Genomic DNA, 13,768 nt, shown 5'->3' on the forward strand with positions numbered 1-13,768 from the left:
CCTTTTTCGCGTATTCCGCGCCGCGCGCGGCTAGCCCATGATTTTTTTCAAATCTTCGTCGGGCGTTGTGACGGGCGCGACGTTGTAGTTCTCGACGAGGAAGTTCAGCACGTTCGGCGAGACGAAGGCCGGGAGCGACGGGCCGAGGAGTATGTTCTTTATGCCGAGGTGCAGCAGCGTGAGCAGAATGCAGACGGCCTTCTGCTCGTACCACGAGAGGACGAGCGTCAGCGGCAGGTCGTTGACTGTGCAGCCGAATGCCTCAGCGAGCGCCGAGGCGACTTTTATCGCGCCGTATGCGTCGTTGCACTGGCCCATGTCCATTATGCGCGGAAAGCCGCCTATCGTGCCGAGGTCGAGGTCGTTGAAGCGGTATTTGCCGCAGGCGAGAGTCAGCACGATCGTGTCGGCCGGCGTCTTTTTCACGAATTCCGTGTAGTAGCTGCGCCCCGGCTTCGCGCCGTCGCAGCCGCCGACGAGGAAGAAACGGCGCACCGCACCGCTCTTGACGGCCTCGACTATCTGCGCCGCGTTCGCGAGCACCGCGCCGTGGCCGAAGCCGGTCGCCGTCTCCGCACCGCCGTTGATTCCCGTGAACTTCCTATCCTCCGCCCAGCCGCCGAGCTCGAGCGCCTTTTCTATCACCGGCGTGAAATCCTTGTCCTCGCCGATATGCGCGGCGCCCGGGTACGATACGACCTCGGTCGTGAAAACTCTGTCCGCGTACGACGGCTTAGGCGGCATCAGGCAGTTCGTCGTGAAGAGCACCGGCGCGGGGATGCCGTCGAATTCCTTCTGCTGGTTCTGCCACGCGGTGCCGAAGTTGCCTTTGAGGTGCGCGTACTTCCTGAGCTCGGGATAGCCGTGCGCGGGCAGCATCTCGCCGTGAGTGTAGACGTTAACGCCGCGCCCCTCAGTCTGTTCAAGCAGCAGCTTGAGGTCGCGCAGGTCGTGCCCCGTCACGACGATGAACGGCCCCTTCTCCACCGTGAAGGTCACGCGCGCCGGCTGCGGCGTGCCGAAGCTCTCGGTGTTCGCGCGGTCGAGCAGCTCCATGCAGCGCAGGTTGATTTCTCCGACCTTCAGCACGAACGGCAGAAGCTCCTCCATCGTGTCAAACTTCGCGAGCGCGGCGAGGCCGTCGAAGAAGAATCCGTCCACCTCCGCGTCGCGATAGCCGAGCACCGCCGCGTGGTAGGCGTAGGCCGCCGTGCCGCGCAGACCGAAGAGTATCAGCGACTTCAGCGAGCGCACGTCCTCGCCGGCCTCCCATATCTTGCGCACGTCATAGGCGGGCGTCCCGCCGCCGAGCTTCGCGCGTTCGGCGCGCACACGCTCCGCGAGCTCCTTCACCGTCTCGCTGTTGAAATTCACGTTCGTCACCGTCGTGAAAAGCCCTTCGAGCATGAGCCGCGACAGCTCCTCGCGCGCCGCTCCCTTCGCCGCGAGCGCGAGCGAGATAAGCTCGCCCGTCAGTTCGTCCTGAAGCTCAGCCGTCTCCGCGGGCTTTCCGCAGACCCCCATGCTGCCCGTGCAGCCGCGGCATCCAGCCGTCTGCTCGCACTGAAAACAAAACATTTTTTTCTCCATAACAAACTCCTCCCCATCCGCGCTTCCGCGCCTAGTCCAGAATCTCCCCGTCGACCGCTACCGTGACGACGTTCCACGGCAGAAACTTGCCGCTCGCGTTCAGAGCACGCTTCACGGCGTCCTCTATGCCGCCGCAGCACGGGACCTCCATGCGCACGACCGTAACGCTCTTTATGTCGTTGTTTTTGATTATCTCCGCGAGCTTCTCCGCGTAGTCCACGCCGTCGAGCTTCGGACAGCCGGCGAGCGTCACGCGCCCCTTTATGAACCTCTCGTGAAAATCCGCGCGCGCGAAGGCCGTGCAGTCCGCCGCGACGAGCAGCTTCGCTCCGTCGAAATAGGGCGCGCGCAGCGGCGCGAGCTTTATCTGCACCGGCCACTGCGAAAGACGCGAAACTACGCCGCTCTCGCGCGGTGTGGGAACCTCAGAGGCTTCGCGCCGTATCTCGCGCGAGAACGTCCCCGGGCATCCGCACGGCAGCTTTCCGCCCGCCGCGCGCTTCGCAGCGACGTTCGCCTCCGCCGCGGCCTTGTCGTAGGGCGCGGCCTCGCGCTCTACGAAGCGTATCGCGCCCGCCGGGCAGGCCGGCAGGCAGTCGCCCAGCCCGTCGCAGTAGTCGTCGCGCGTGAGCCGCGCCTTTCCGTTTACCATAGCTATCGCGCCCTCGTGGCAGGCCTCGGCGCACGCGCCGCAGCCGTTACATTTTTCCTCGTCTATCTCTATTATCCTTCTTTTCAAATCTCATACCTCCGTGCGGCGATCTCCGCCGCTTTTTCACATTCAACCGAGTTTCCTTGATTCAACGGTGCAAGCATACTACAATGGGAAAGAGAAGTACGTCGCAAAAACAACGGACTGCGGAGGAACGATGAAAGAATATCTCGGCGTGATAAAAAATTCGCGGCTCTTCCGCGACATAAAGGAGGACGAAATCGAGGCGATGCTCGCGTGCCTCTCCGTCCGCACGCGCCTCTATGCGAAGAACGAATTCATCCTGCGCGCCGGAGAAAGCGCGCGCGCCATCGGCCTCGTCCTCTCAGGCAAGGTCCACATAATCAAGGAAGATTTCCTCGGCAACCGCAACATCATCGCCGAGGCCCGCGCGGGAGACATCTTCGCCGAAAGCTACGCCTGCGTCCCGGATGCGCCGCTCGAAGTGGGCGCCGCCGCCGCAGAACAGGCCGCGGTGATGTTCATGGACGTCAGCCGCGTCCTCACGGTCTGCGGCTCGGCCTGCGCGTTCCACGCGCGGCTCATGCGCAACCTGCTCGCCGTGCTCGCCGAGAAAAATCTGAAATTCAGCGAAAAGCTCACCTACATGACCCAGCGCTCCACGCGCATGAAACTCCTGTCGTACCTCTCCGCCGAATCCGTGCGCCGCGGCGCGCGCGAGTTCGAGATCCCCTTCGACCGCCAGCAGCTCGCCGACTACCTCTCGGTAGACCGCAGCGCGCTCTCCGGCGAGCTCTCGAAAATGCGCGCCGAAGGTCTGCTCGACTACCGCAAGAACAAATTCATCCTCGCGCCCGGAACGCACGCCGGAGAGTAAACGTCCGCACCTGCGGCGTCATAAAAATAAAAAATATGGAGCGCGTATCAAAGAGCGTTATATAATTATCGAAAAAGGAGATGAATGCGGCAATGTCAGAAAGACTGTCTCCGGAACAAATATCGGCGCGGCTTGCGCCGGTTTTTGAAAAACACGGCGTACGCAAGGCCGTACTCTTCGGTTCTTACGCAAAAGGTACGGCTACGGAGAAGAGCGACGTAGACATATTCGTCGACAGCGGACTGCGCGGACTGAAATTCACCGGGTTCCTGTACGACGTAGAGCAGGCCGCCGGAGTAAGGACGGACGTTTTAGACGCCGCGGACATAACATCCGGCTCCGCCGTCGAAAAAGAGATACGACGTACGGGCATCATCATCTATGCGAAATAAAATAATCATAGAGAAAATAGTCCGTCATGCGGACAGAATACTGGCTTACTGCCGCGGCGTAAGTTACGAAAAATTCTCGGCAGACGCCATGCTCAGTGACGCGTGCGTTTTCAACCTCGGACAGATAGGCGAGCTGGCGAACCAGCTTGACGATGATTTTACCCGTTCGCACCAGGAAATACCGTGGCGCAGCCTTTACGGCCTGCGCAACCGCATCGTCCACGACTACGACGGAGTCAACATGAACCTGATATGGACGATAATCGCCGAAGACCTGAAGCCGCTGCGCGACAACCTCAGTAAAATTCCTGAATAATCCCACAGACACACAAATGCCCGCTCTCAGGCGAGCTCTCGAAAATGCGCGCCGAAGGTCTGCTCGACTACCGCAAGAACAAATTCATCCTCGCGCCCGGAACGGGAGAAAAAAGCTGAAACCTCCGTGCGGTTGTATAATCTCATCGGACGGAGGTAAGGTAATGTATTCGACCGAAAAGACAGAGGAATGGTTCAGCGTGTACGTCGACTCCTTCCGCGTGGACGGCGCGCTCGAAAATATGCAAGAGCTGAAAAGAAAGCACAGTTGGCGCGTCTGCGGAATCGCCTGCGCGATAGCCGAGTCGCTCGAATGGAACGAGCCGCGCGACAGATGGCTCGCCCACGCGATAGGGCTGCTGCACGACACGGCGCGCTTCGAACAGTACCGCGACTACAAGACATTCGCGGACGCCGCGAGCTTCGACCACGGCGACCGCGGCGCGGAAATTTTGGCACGTGAGTTCGACTGGGAGGACGTGGAGGACGGCGACAGGGAAAAGCTGCTCGCGGCGGTGCGCTTCCACAACAAGATAGAAATACCGCCGAAAACACCGCTGGCGCAGTACCGCTGGTGCGCGCTCGCGCGCGACGCCGACAAGATAGACGTGTTCCGCATGGTACAGAGCCGCATAGACAACGGCACGATATACGACATGCTGCCGCGCCACAAAAAAGTCACGGGCCTCTCCCCCGCGCTCGTGGAAGAAGTCCGCGCCACGGGCCGCGGCTCCTACAAAAACGCGCGCTCGCTCCAGGACTACCGCCTGATCCAGCTCACGTGGGGCCTCGACCTCAACTTCCCCGTCTCCGCAGCGACGCTGCGCGAAGAGGGAATTTTCGCGCGCATCGCCGAGGATTTAGAGAAATACGAAATAAAAGACCTGACGGGCGAAATAATCAAGAAAATATACAATATGTAAAACGATACAAGAAAGCCGCGCAGGACCTAAACATACTATCTCTGCGCGGAGTATCGTTTTCCGACTGTGCCATGTCTATATGCTTCGAATCTGCGGCGCCGGCCGCACGAGATCAAAACGCCCAGATGAGCGGGATAAGTATTATCGTCACTACGGTCGTTATCAGCGTCAGGCTGATGTTGACCTTAAAGAAGTCAGTAAACTTGAAACCGCCGTACGTGTAGGCAAGGTTCGCCATGCCGCACGAAATCGGAGTAAGCAGAGACATAATTCCTCCCATGCAGAGCACGATGAGCATCGTCACCGGGTTTGCCTGTATTTCGTTCGCCAGCGATATTGCGATAGGAGCAAAAAGAGTTATCATTACGACGTTGCTCATGAATTGGGTCATAATGGTCGATACGATGAAAATAACGCTGCATATCACATAGGGATTTGTGGAACCGCCTATGACAGCGACTAATGCTTGCGCCATCATATCCGCCGCCCCCGTATTGGAAAGCGCGCTGGCAAGAGGCACACAGCCTCCCATCATTACAACTATGTTCCAGTCCATCGCTGTGTAAATTTCCCCGCGCTTATAAACTCCGAGGCAGGCTACCGCTACGGCTCCGATAACCGCGCATATATACGGCGTCAGACCAAGCTGTTTTGAGAAAATAATCCCAACGACTACAAGAAGCAAAACGGCGACTGAACCGACCTGCTTCCATTTCGGCGTATTTTCGTTAAAGGAGCGTGTCAGCGACGCTCCGCTGGCGCTCAACGGACGGTCTGGAATTATCTTATATCCCCAGAACCAGAGCCAGACCGCGTTTAGAATGAAGAGAGGAAGTCCTATTTTCGTAACCTCGAACATGCCGAATGTTCCGCCGACGCTTTCTATATATTCCGCGATTTTCAGAAACACAGACGAATCGCCGATCAGAGTTAAACGCCCGCCCGCCAAACTGCCGAGAAACGAAGCAAAAATAAGACGCGAAGCGCTTAATTCTTTTGCGTAAGTGTTGCACATACCTATGATTAAAGGGATAAGAACGCACATGCTCGCAGTATCGCTCATAACAGACGAAATAGCGCCCGTAATAAGATACATAGCCATTATCATTTCACGTTCCGTCTTCGCGTATTTCATGGCGAAACGTGCGACCTTATCACACACTCCTGATTCAAACAGCGCGCCTCCGACAACCATCATAGCGACGATCATGATAATAGTCGGACTCGCAAAACCTGAAATCGCCTCCTGAGGAGACACGATTCCGGCAAAGACAAGAATGACCGCCGTCAGCATAATGGTAAGATTGACAGGTATGAATTCGGTTATAAACGCAACCATGGCGACGCATAACAGAACAATGGTAAAAATTGCCGCAGTGCTCATATATAACTTCCTTTCCTTTAGTCTTTCAAAGGCCGGAAAAAGGAATGACAGTAAAAAAGGGAATTAAAAGAATCGATGGATGATATGACTGCCGGTATCCGGCCGTTTTTTGTAAATATACAAGGCGCGCCGCCCATACGCGGAAGTGCGGCGCGCCAGTCGTGTGTTTAAGGCTGAATCGAAATCCTGCGGATGTCGTAATATTCTTCGAGTGACCATTTGCCTCGGTCGCAGCCGAGTCCGCTCTGCTTGATGCCTATGTGCGGCATGTTCGGCCCGGCGCCCGGCTGATTGACCTGAAGCTCGCCGACTTCCACGTCTTCGATGCATCTGCCGATGACGCGCGAATCGTGAGTGAAAAGGTAGCCCGTCAGTCCGAGGTCGGTCTTGTTCGCCCGTTCGACTACTTCGTCCAGATCTTTGAACGTCAGCACCGAATAGATCGGGCCGAATATTTCCTGCTGGGTTATGGACATTTCGTCTGTCACGCCGTCGAGCACGGCGGGAACGAAGAATGCCCCGTTTTTCAGCTCGTCGGGCAGTTCGGGGATGTTTCCGCCGTAAAGGAGCTTCGCTCCTTCTTTCTGCGCCTCTTCGACGAGATGGATCATTCTGTCTCTCGTCTTGACGTTGATCATCGGCCCCATCGCGTTCGGCATGTCGCCGCTCCAGCCTACCTGCACCTTTTTGACGTAGCCGAGAAGTTTTTCGACAAATACGTCGTGTATGGATTCGTGAACGAATATGCGGTTGATGTTCGCGCAGCCCTGTCCGCTGATGCGAACTTTGCGGTCGGCGACGAATTTCGCCGTTTCTTCCAGATCGCAGTCCGGCATGATTATGCACGGGGCGTTGCCGCCGAGTTCCATGGAGAAGCGCTTGACGGAGGTCGAGGCGTTCTTCATGACTTCCACGCCGACGGACGACGAACCGATGACCGCCACCATCGCGGGGATTTTGCTCCGGCTCAGATGGTTGCCGATGACGCTCGCGCGTCCGGTGACGATGTTGACGACTCCTGCGGGCAGGCCGATCTTTTCGCAGAGTTCGCCGATTTTGAGGCTCGCGAGCGGAGTCTCCGTGCTCGGCTTGAGGACGCAGGTGCATCCGGAGGCCATCGACGGACACATTTTCAGGCCGACGTTGCTGACCGGCATGTTCCACGCGAGATGTCCGACGACCACGCCGACGGGGCGTTTCAGGACTACGTGGAAATTGCCGCGGCGTCCGCCGTATTCCGGGATGTCCGTGCCGTAGACGCGCTTAGCCTCTTCCGCGTAATATCCAAAGTAGCTGATGAAGGCGTTGAAGTCGTTCCCGGCCTCTTTGTAGGATTTGCCGCCCTCTTTCGCCATAAGGTCTATTATCACGTCTTTTTCGGCGAGGCAGGCATCTTTCAGCTTCATCATCCATCCTATGCGCTCGTTGAGGCTGAGGCGCGACCACGACGGGAACGCGGCCTGCGCCGCTTCGAGCGCTTCGTCGGCCTGTTCCGTGGACGCGGTCGATATCGTTTCGAGCAGCCCTCCAGTGGCCGGGCATGTCACGTCGAGTTTCTCGCCCGCTCCTTCAACGCATTTTCCGTTTATATACATTTTATACATCCAGATACTCCCCTTTCGTAAAAATACCTTTCCGTAACGGCGATTTTTCAAAAACGCGGATTTCTGTTTTTAATAGGCGTTTTTGTAAATCGCGATAAGGTCCTTGAGCGTGCCTTTGCACGGGTTGACGAAGAACGGTTTGCCCTGTATGCAGTCCTTCGCCATCTGCTCGAAGGCTTCCGGATCGACGCCCGCGTCTTTCAGGTTGCAGGGAAGCCCTATGTCGGCGCACATCTCTCGGATGGCCTCGCACGCGGCTTTCGCGGCCTGGACTTCGTTCATGTCTCTTGTGTCGACTCCCATTATTTCAGCGACTTTGGCGAATTTCGCGGGATTTCCGCGCCACGTGTATTTGACGACGTGCGGCAGCATCAGGGCGTTCGCCGTCCCGTGCGAGATGTGGAAGTGCGCGCTCAGCGGTTTCGCGAGTCCGTGTACAATGCCGAGGGCCGCCTGCGAAAGGCACATCCCTCCGAGCGTCGAGCCGATCAGCATGGCCTGCGCCGCCGTCTGATTTCCGGGGTTCGCTACGTACTGGCGTATGTTCGACGAAATCAGCCGCATTCCTTCGAGCGCCATAAAGTCGCTGAAAGCCCACGAGCCGTTCGTCGATATGTAGGCCTCGAAGCAGTGGGTGAAAGCGTCTATCCCGCAGCCTGCCGCGACGGAGGCGGGGACGGTCGCTATCATTTTCGCGTCAAGCACGGAGAATACCGGGACGTAGAAGGGGCTCTGCGCGCGGACTTTTTTGACGTTGTCAGTATCGTTGATGGCGATGTTCCAGCTCGATTCGCTTCCCGTCCCCGCCGTGGTCGGGATTGCGAAGCACGGAACCGGCGCGTTTTTGTATCTGTTGACTCCGGTGTAGTCGCCTTTGTAATCGAGAATGTGAGTTCCGGGGTTGGCGATGAGGATGGAGGCTGCTTTCGCGGAATCGAGAGAACTGCCGCCGCCGACGCCGAGGACGCAGTTAGCCCCGTCTTTTATCCCCTGTCCTCCTATGGCGTCCATCAGGTGGGCCGAGGGGTCGGCCTCGATTTTATCGAAGACGGAATATTCGAGTTCCGCGTTCTTGAGCGACTCGAACACTACGTCGAGCACGCCGAGTTTTACAAGGACCTCTTCGGTTACTACCAATACTTTCTTTCCGCCGCGTTTCTTTATCTCTTCGCCTATCGTGGCGGCGAGCCCTACGCCGCAGTTCAGACGACCCTGGTTGTGGAAGTGTCCCGGATTTGCGTTAAACATATAAAATCGCTCCTTTATATTAAGTGTATAGGTAAATCAGTCTGTCATAAGCCGCTGTGCCGAAATTATCTTACGCGCGTCGCCTCTATGACGCTCTCGTCTATTTCGAGGCCGAAGCCAGGCTTGTCCTGCATCGTTATCATTCCGGTCTTCGGGTCGTAATCCATCGGAAGCGGCGTGAGGTCCCATCTCAGCGGGTTGCGCTGGTCCTTCGCCCAGTCGGACTGCATATGCTCGAACATATAGCAGTCGTTAAAGGCCGCCGCGATGTGCAGCGTCGAAGCGAGGCATACGGCGGAGCAGCTTCCCGTGTGCGTGAGGTACTTGACGTTGTAGGCGTTGGCGAGCCCGTGGATTTTCAGCGCTTCGGTGACGCCTCCGCAGCGGCAGATGTTCGGCTGTATTATGTCGATTTTGCCGCGCGTGATGAGGTCTTTCATGCCCCAGCGGAGGAAGTGCGCCTCGCCTCCGGCGATGGGGACGCTCAGATTTTCGGAGAGCAGCCTGTAGCCGTCGTAGTCGTCGGGATGCACCGGCTCTTCAAACCAGCGGATGTTGCACTCTTCGAGCACGCGTCCGACGCGGAGCGCCGTCTTCGCGTCGTAGCCGCAGTTGGCGTCGCTGGTAAGCTCAATATCGTCGCCGACGACTTCGCGCACGGCGCGCACCGTCGCCATGTCGTTCTCGGGGACCTGCCCGATCTTTATCTTCATGGAGCGGAATCCCGCTTCCTTGAATTTCAGAGCCGTCTCTTTGACAACCTCAAGGCCGCGGAAACGTATCGACGAGGCGTAGGCCATGAAGGAAGGACGTCCGCCCGCTCCGAGCAGCTTGTAGACCGGCACGCCGAGCGCCTTTCCCTTGATGTCCCACAGCGCGCAGTCAATGCCGGACATCGCTTCGATGTAGAAGCCCTGATAATGTCCGCGGTTCATCATCGCGCCGAACATCAGATCCCATATGCGCTCAGTGTCGAACGGGTCTTTGCCTATGAGCAGCGGCGATATATATTCAACTATGTCGCGCGTGGCTGTCGGCGAGAAGCGGACCATGCATTCCCCCCAGCCGGTGACGCCTTCGTCCGTTTCGATTTTCACGAGAGTGGCGCGGTATTCCTTGAACACGAGATGCTCGAGCTCGCTCGCATACGGAATGCTTATCGGCGCCTTGATCGGGTTCTTTATCTCTTCGACACAGGTTATGGCTTCAACTTTGGTGATTTTCATAATACTCCCCCTAAGATTCTGAAATTCAATACGCTTATTTATTTTTGAAAAATCTGTAACTGACTGAGCATATATTAACCCTCTTAAAACGATAAGTAAAATAGAATTATATAAAGACTTACATTAGCTTTTAATAATATATCAACGCACAGCGCGGCTGCGCGCGGCAAACTTGTTTTTTCCAGCGGCATCAACTAAGATAAATGTTAGGAAGGTCGCGTTATTACAGAACAAAAAGGGGCGTGAACGCCGTGACTTTAAGGCATCTGCGTATTTTTGTGGAAGTCGTCAACTGCGGCAAGATGAGCGAGGCGGCGTCCAAGCTGTATATTTCGCAGTCGTCGATAAGCCAGACGATCGCTGAGTTGGAGAGCTACTATAATGTAAAGCTCTTTGACCGGCTGTCGAAAAGGCTTTTTCTGACTTCTTCCGGGCGAGAGCTTTACGAAATGGCTTCCAAGGTAATCCTCTCTTACGATGAGATGAACCAGTACATGACGCACATCACGGACAGGCAGGAGCTCAAGGTTGGCGCGACGTTCACGATAGGGGCGACCGTGATGACGCAGATATTGAAGCGGCTGAACGGCACGTGCCCGAACGTCACAACGAGGGTCGTCGTCGACAGAACTCCGGTTCTCGAAAGGCAGATCCTCCACGGCGAGCTAGACGCCGCGCTCGTCGAAGGCACGGTGAAGAGTCCAGACGTCGTAGTGCAGAAACTTATGCAGGACGAACTTTTTCTGGTCTGCTCGCCTGAACACCCGTTCGCCGGAAAAGAGCAGGTAGAGATAAAGGAGCTTGAAGGACAGGATTTTATTATGCGCGAGCCGCAGAGCAAGACGCGCAAAATTTTTGAAACTTATCTGGAGCGCGAGCACGTCGCCGTGGCCGAGAAATGGACCTGCAACAACCCCGAAACTATAAAGTCTGCGGTAATATCAGGCTACGGGCTGTCGGTGCTGTCGGAACGCTACGTAAGGCGCGAGCTGGAGAAGGGGACTATAAAGGCCGTGCCGGTCAGGGACATACATATGGTTCGTGATTTTTCACTCGTCTATCACAAAAGCAAGTATCGTTTCCCCGCTTTCGTCAATTTCGTAACGATTTGCAGTAATTTCAGCGAAATACAGTAAGGCGGGCCGCGCGCGGCCCCCGGATAAAATTCGAGCGGCCCGCGATTACCGGAGCCGCTCGACGCAGTTCAGCTGCGCTGTCGACGTTTTTACTGCGCTTCGAACATCTCCTTGCCGACGCCGCAGACCGGGCAGACCCAGCCGTCGGGGATGTCTTCGAAGGCGGTGCCGGCGGCTATGCCGGAATCGGGGTCGCCTATCTCGGGGTCGTAAACGTAACCGCAAACTGTGCAGACATATTTCTTCATGGGAACTTCTCTCCTTTTCGTTGCTTCGTTATGTGATGCGAAACTCCACGCGGTCATTATAACACGCTGAAATCATTTTGAAACTACGAAGAGTTCCGGCGCGAGTTCATCGGTCAGAAGCTCCGCGCCCTCCGACGTTATCAGATAGTCGTCCTCGAGCCTCATGCCGCGCGAGCCCTCGAAGTAGAGCCCAGGCTCTATCGTCACGACGTCGCCGGCCGCCAGCGCGTCGTCGCGGCGCGGAGAGAGCACCGGGGATTCGTGGACTTCGAGGCCGAAGCTGTGGCCCAGGCTGTGCGTGAAGAATTTTTCTTTTCCTTCCGCGGCGAATACGCGCGCCGCAGTTTCGTGCAGTTCTTTGCCGGAGGCTCCGGCTTTGAGCGCCGCGGCTCCTGCGTCGTGCGCGCGTTTGACGAGCGCGTGGAGCACTAGCGCTTCGTCCGTTGGCTCGCCTATCGAGAAGTTGCGCGTGATGTCGCAGAGGTAGCCGTTCCAGCGCGCGCCGTAGTCCACGGTGACGCATTCGCCGCGCTCCATCGGCTTGTCCGTCGCGCGTCCGTGCGGCATCGCGCCGCGAGCGCCGGAGGCGACTATCATGTCGAAGCCCGCGCCGCCGCCCGCCGCGCTTATGCGGTAGTTGAGCAGCGACTCGAATTCTTTTTCGGTCATGCCCGGGCGCGCGGCGTCGAGCGTTTCGAGGAAGGCGCGCGCGCCTATCGAGGCCGCGCGCTTGATGCAGGAAATCTCCTCCGCGTCCTTCCTGCGGCGCAGCCGCTCCATTATCGCGCCTCCGTCGCGCCACGTTCCGAGGCCGTCCGCTAGGCGCAGCCAGTTTTCGTGCGACGTTTTGCGCGCCTCGCATAAAATCTCCTCCGCGCCGTGCGCGCGCAGGCTTTCGCGCAGGTCTTCGGCGAGATTTTTTTTCTGTTCCTTCACGCAGTAGGGAGACTGGGTCCGTCCGGCCTCGGCGTAGCGCCCGTCGAGGAAGAGCTCCGGTTCCGCGTCGTCGTAGACGACGAGCGCGCCCGCCGTGCCGCGGAAGCCGCTGAGGTAGAAGAGGCTCTCCCAGTTGGAATCTTCGTCGTTGAGCACGACGTAGGCGCGCGCGCCCGCTTCGCGCATTTCCGCGCGCAGCCGCGCCGCGCGGCTCAGAATATATTCCGCGCTCATTCTTTTCCCATCTTCAGCAGACGCCAGAGCTCTTCGGCGGGCTCGGGCAGCTTTTCCGTGAGAGGGCCGCCCATGCGGCCGGCGACGACGGAGTCGAAGCCCGCGGCTTTGAGCGACGCCTGCGCCTCTTCCGCCTTGTCCGCGGGGACGACGGCGAGCAGGCTGCCGGAGGCTATGAGTTTGAGCGGGTCGAAGCCGAGGCGTTCCGCCGCGCGCTTCGTCAGCGGGTGTACCGGAAGCGCGTCGCGCCAAAGTTCGGCGCTGCGTCCGCAGAGCTGCGAAATTTCGTCGAGGCCGCCGAGGAAGCCGCCCTCCGTCGGGTCGTGCATGAATTTCGCGTATTGCCGCACGGCGCGCGACTCGGCGAGCACCGAGGTCATGTCCGCCCACGAGACTATTTCCGCGATTTCCTCCGGCGTCATGAAGGGTTCGAGAAGCTCGGGCCTGTCGAGCGCGAGTATCGACATTCCCTCAATGCCGATGTGTTTCGTTACGATGAGCATGTCGCCTTCGGATATGTCGGTCGCGCGCATGACTTTGTCCGCCGTGCCGATGAGCGCGCCCATGATTACGGGACGGTCGTAGCGGTCGTTGAACTCGGTGTGGCCTCCCGCGACTGCGATGCCCTGAGCTTTGCATTCCTCGTCGATCTCGCTCATTATGCGGCGCGCGCCCTCTTCGCCGAATCTCGGCGGCAGTATGAGCGTGACGGCGAGATATGCGGGGTCGCCGCCTTTCGACGCGATGTCGTTTGAATTTATCCTGACAAGAAGTTTTCCCGCGCCGCTGTCCGCGCCGACTATCGGGTCGGACGAGAAGACGAGATATTTTCCTTCGGGCCAGCGTATGACCGAGGCGTCCTCGCCTACGCCGGGGCCGATGAGCACCTCGGGCCTGCGCGCGCCAACGTAGGAGAGCACGCTGCGTTTGAGCGCCTCGGGCGGCAGCTTGCCGGCGGGGAGTTTGTTTTCTTCCGCCATTT

14 protein-coding genes are annotated in these 13,768 nt (G+C 58.0%); 5 read left to right on the forward strand and 9 right to left on the reverse strand.

Features of this window, described 5'->3' with window-relative positions:
* Positions 1-30 precede the first annotated feature (30 nt).
* Together hcp and B5F39_RS05040 are read right to left on the reverse strand one after the other, a co-directional pair.
* On the reverse strand, positions 31-1,590 hold the full coding sequence (hcp, locus tag B5F39_RS05035) for a hydroxylamine reductase (protein ID WP_087364598.1): 1,560 nt from the start codon (positions 1,588-1,590) through the stop codon (positions 31-33).
* 31 nt (positions 1,591-1,621) lie between these two features.
* The gene (locus B5F39_RS05040) at positions 1,622-2,329 is read right to left on the reverse strand and encodes a 4Fe-4S dicluster domain-containing protein (protein WP_087364600.1); all 708 of its coding nucleotides are present in this window, start codon (positions 2,327-2,329) and stop codon (positions 1,622-1,624) included.
* Positions 2,330-2,459: 130 nt separating this feature from the next.
* Between B5F39_RS05040 and B5F39_RS05045 the strand changes: the two genes are divergently transcribed.
* The 4 genes from B5F39_RS05045 to B5F39_RS05060 all read left to right on the forward strand — a co-directional run bounded on the left by B5F39_RS05045 (position 2,460) and on the right by B5F39_RS05060 (position 4,770).
* The gene (locus tag B5F39_RS05045; RefSeq protein ID WP_087364602.1) at positions 2,460-3,140 is read left to right on the forward strand and encodes a Crp/Fnr family transcriptional regulator; all 681 of its coding nucleotides are present in this window, start codon (positions 2,460-2,462) and stop codon (positions 3,138-3,140) included.
* A gap of 92 nt (positions 3,141-3,232) precedes the next feature.
* On the forward strand, positions 3,233-3,532 hold the full coding sequence (locus B5F39_RS05050) for a nucleotidyltransferase domain-containing protein (RefSeq protein ID WP_087364604.1): 300 nt from the start codon (positions 3,233-3,235) through the stop codon (positions 3,530-3,532).
* Positions 3,522-3,848: a HepT-like ribonuclease domain-containing protein gene (locus B5F39_RS05055; RefSeq protein WP_087364606.1), complete on the forward strand. Its 327-nt coding sequence runs from the start codon at positions 3,522-3,524 to the stop codon at positions 3,846-3,848. The genes B5F39_RS05050 and B5F39_RS05055 overlap by 11 nt, the downstream gene beginning before the upstream one ends.
* Positions 3,849-4,011: 163 nt before the next feature.
* Entirely contained in the window at positions 4,012-4,770 is a 759-nt protein-coding gene (locus B5F39_RS05060) for an HD domain-containing protein (protein WP_158095939.1), read from the forward strand.
* 112 nt (positions 4,771-4,882) lie between these two features.
* Here the strand turns inward: B5F39_RS05060 and B5F39_RS05065 are convergent, their stop codons facing one another.
* From B5F39_RS05065 to B5F39_RS05080, 4 genes are all read right to left on the reverse strand, one after another.
* Positions 4,883-6,205: an SLC13 family permease gene (locus tag B5F39_RS05065; RefSeq protein ID WP_087364610.1), complete on the reverse strand. Its 1,323-nt coding sequence runs from the start codon at positions 6,203-6,205 to the stop codon at positions 4,883-4,885.
* Between the two features lie 116 nt (positions 6,206-6,321).
* Entirely contained in the window at positions 6,322-7,749 is a 1,428-nt protein-coding gene (locus tag B5F39_RS05070; protein ID WP_158095940.1) for an aldehyde dehydrogenase family protein, read from the reverse strand.
* A 78-nt stretch (positions 7,750-7,827) separates the two neighbouring features.
* Positions 7,828-9,006, reverse strand: coding sequence for an iron-containing alcohol dehydrogenase (locus B5F39_RS05075; protein WP_087364614.1), 1,179 nt, complete (start codon positions 9,004-9,006; stop codon positions 7,828-7,830).
* Between the two features lie 65 nt (positions 9,007-9,071).
* Positions 9,072-10,232, reverse strand: a complete 1,161-nt coding sequence (locus B5F39_RS05080; RefSeq protein ID WP_087364616.1) for a mandelate racemase/muconate lactonizing enzyme family protein — start codon at positions 10,230-10,232, stop codon at positions 9,072-9,074.
* Positions 10,233-10,483: 251 nt separating this feature from the next.
* Between B5F39_RS05080 and B5F39_RS05085 the strand changes: the two genes are divergently transcribed.
* A complete protein-coding gene (locus B5F39_RS05085; protein ID WP_158095941.1) occupies positions 10,484-11,368 on the forward strand; it encodes a LysR family transcriptional regulator in 885 nt (294 codons plus the stop codon).
* A gap of 89 nt (positions 11,369-11,457) precedes the next feature.
* Here B5F39_RS05085 and rd read toward each other — a convergent pair whose 3' ends face one another.
* The 3 genes from rd to B5F39_RS05100 all read right to left on the reverse strand — a co-directional run bounded on the left by rd (position 11,458) and on the right by B5F39_RS05100 (position 13,766).
* Positions 11,458-11,616, reverse strand: a complete 159-nt coding sequence (gene rd / locus B5F39_RS05090) for a rubredoxin (protein WP_087364619.1) — start codon at positions 11,614-11,616, stop codon at positions 11,458-11,460.
* Positions 11,617-11,688: 72 nt separating this feature from the next.
* The gene (locus tag B5F39_RS05095; protein ID WP_087364621.1) at positions 11,689-12,786 is read right to left on the reverse strand and encodes a Xaa-Pro peptidase family protein; all 1,098 of its coding nucleotides are present in this window, start codon (positions 12,784-12,786) and stop codon (positions 11,689-11,691) included.
* Positions 12,783-13,766 carry an AIR synthase related protein gene (locus B5F39_RS05100; RefSeq protein WP_087364622.1) on the reverse strand — a complete coding sequence of 328 codons (984 nt, stop codon included), beginning with the start codon at positions 13,764-13,766 and terminating at the stop codon, positions 12,783-12,785. Before B5F39_RS05100 ends, B5F39_RS05095 begins: the two co-directional genes overlap by 4 nt.
* Positions 13,767-13,768 lie beyond the last annotated feature (2 nt).

It is taken from the genome of Cloacibacillus sp. An23 (assembly GCF_002159945.1).
Classification (GTDB): domain Bacteria; phylum Synergistota; class Synergistia; order Synergistales; family Synergistaceae; genus Caccocola.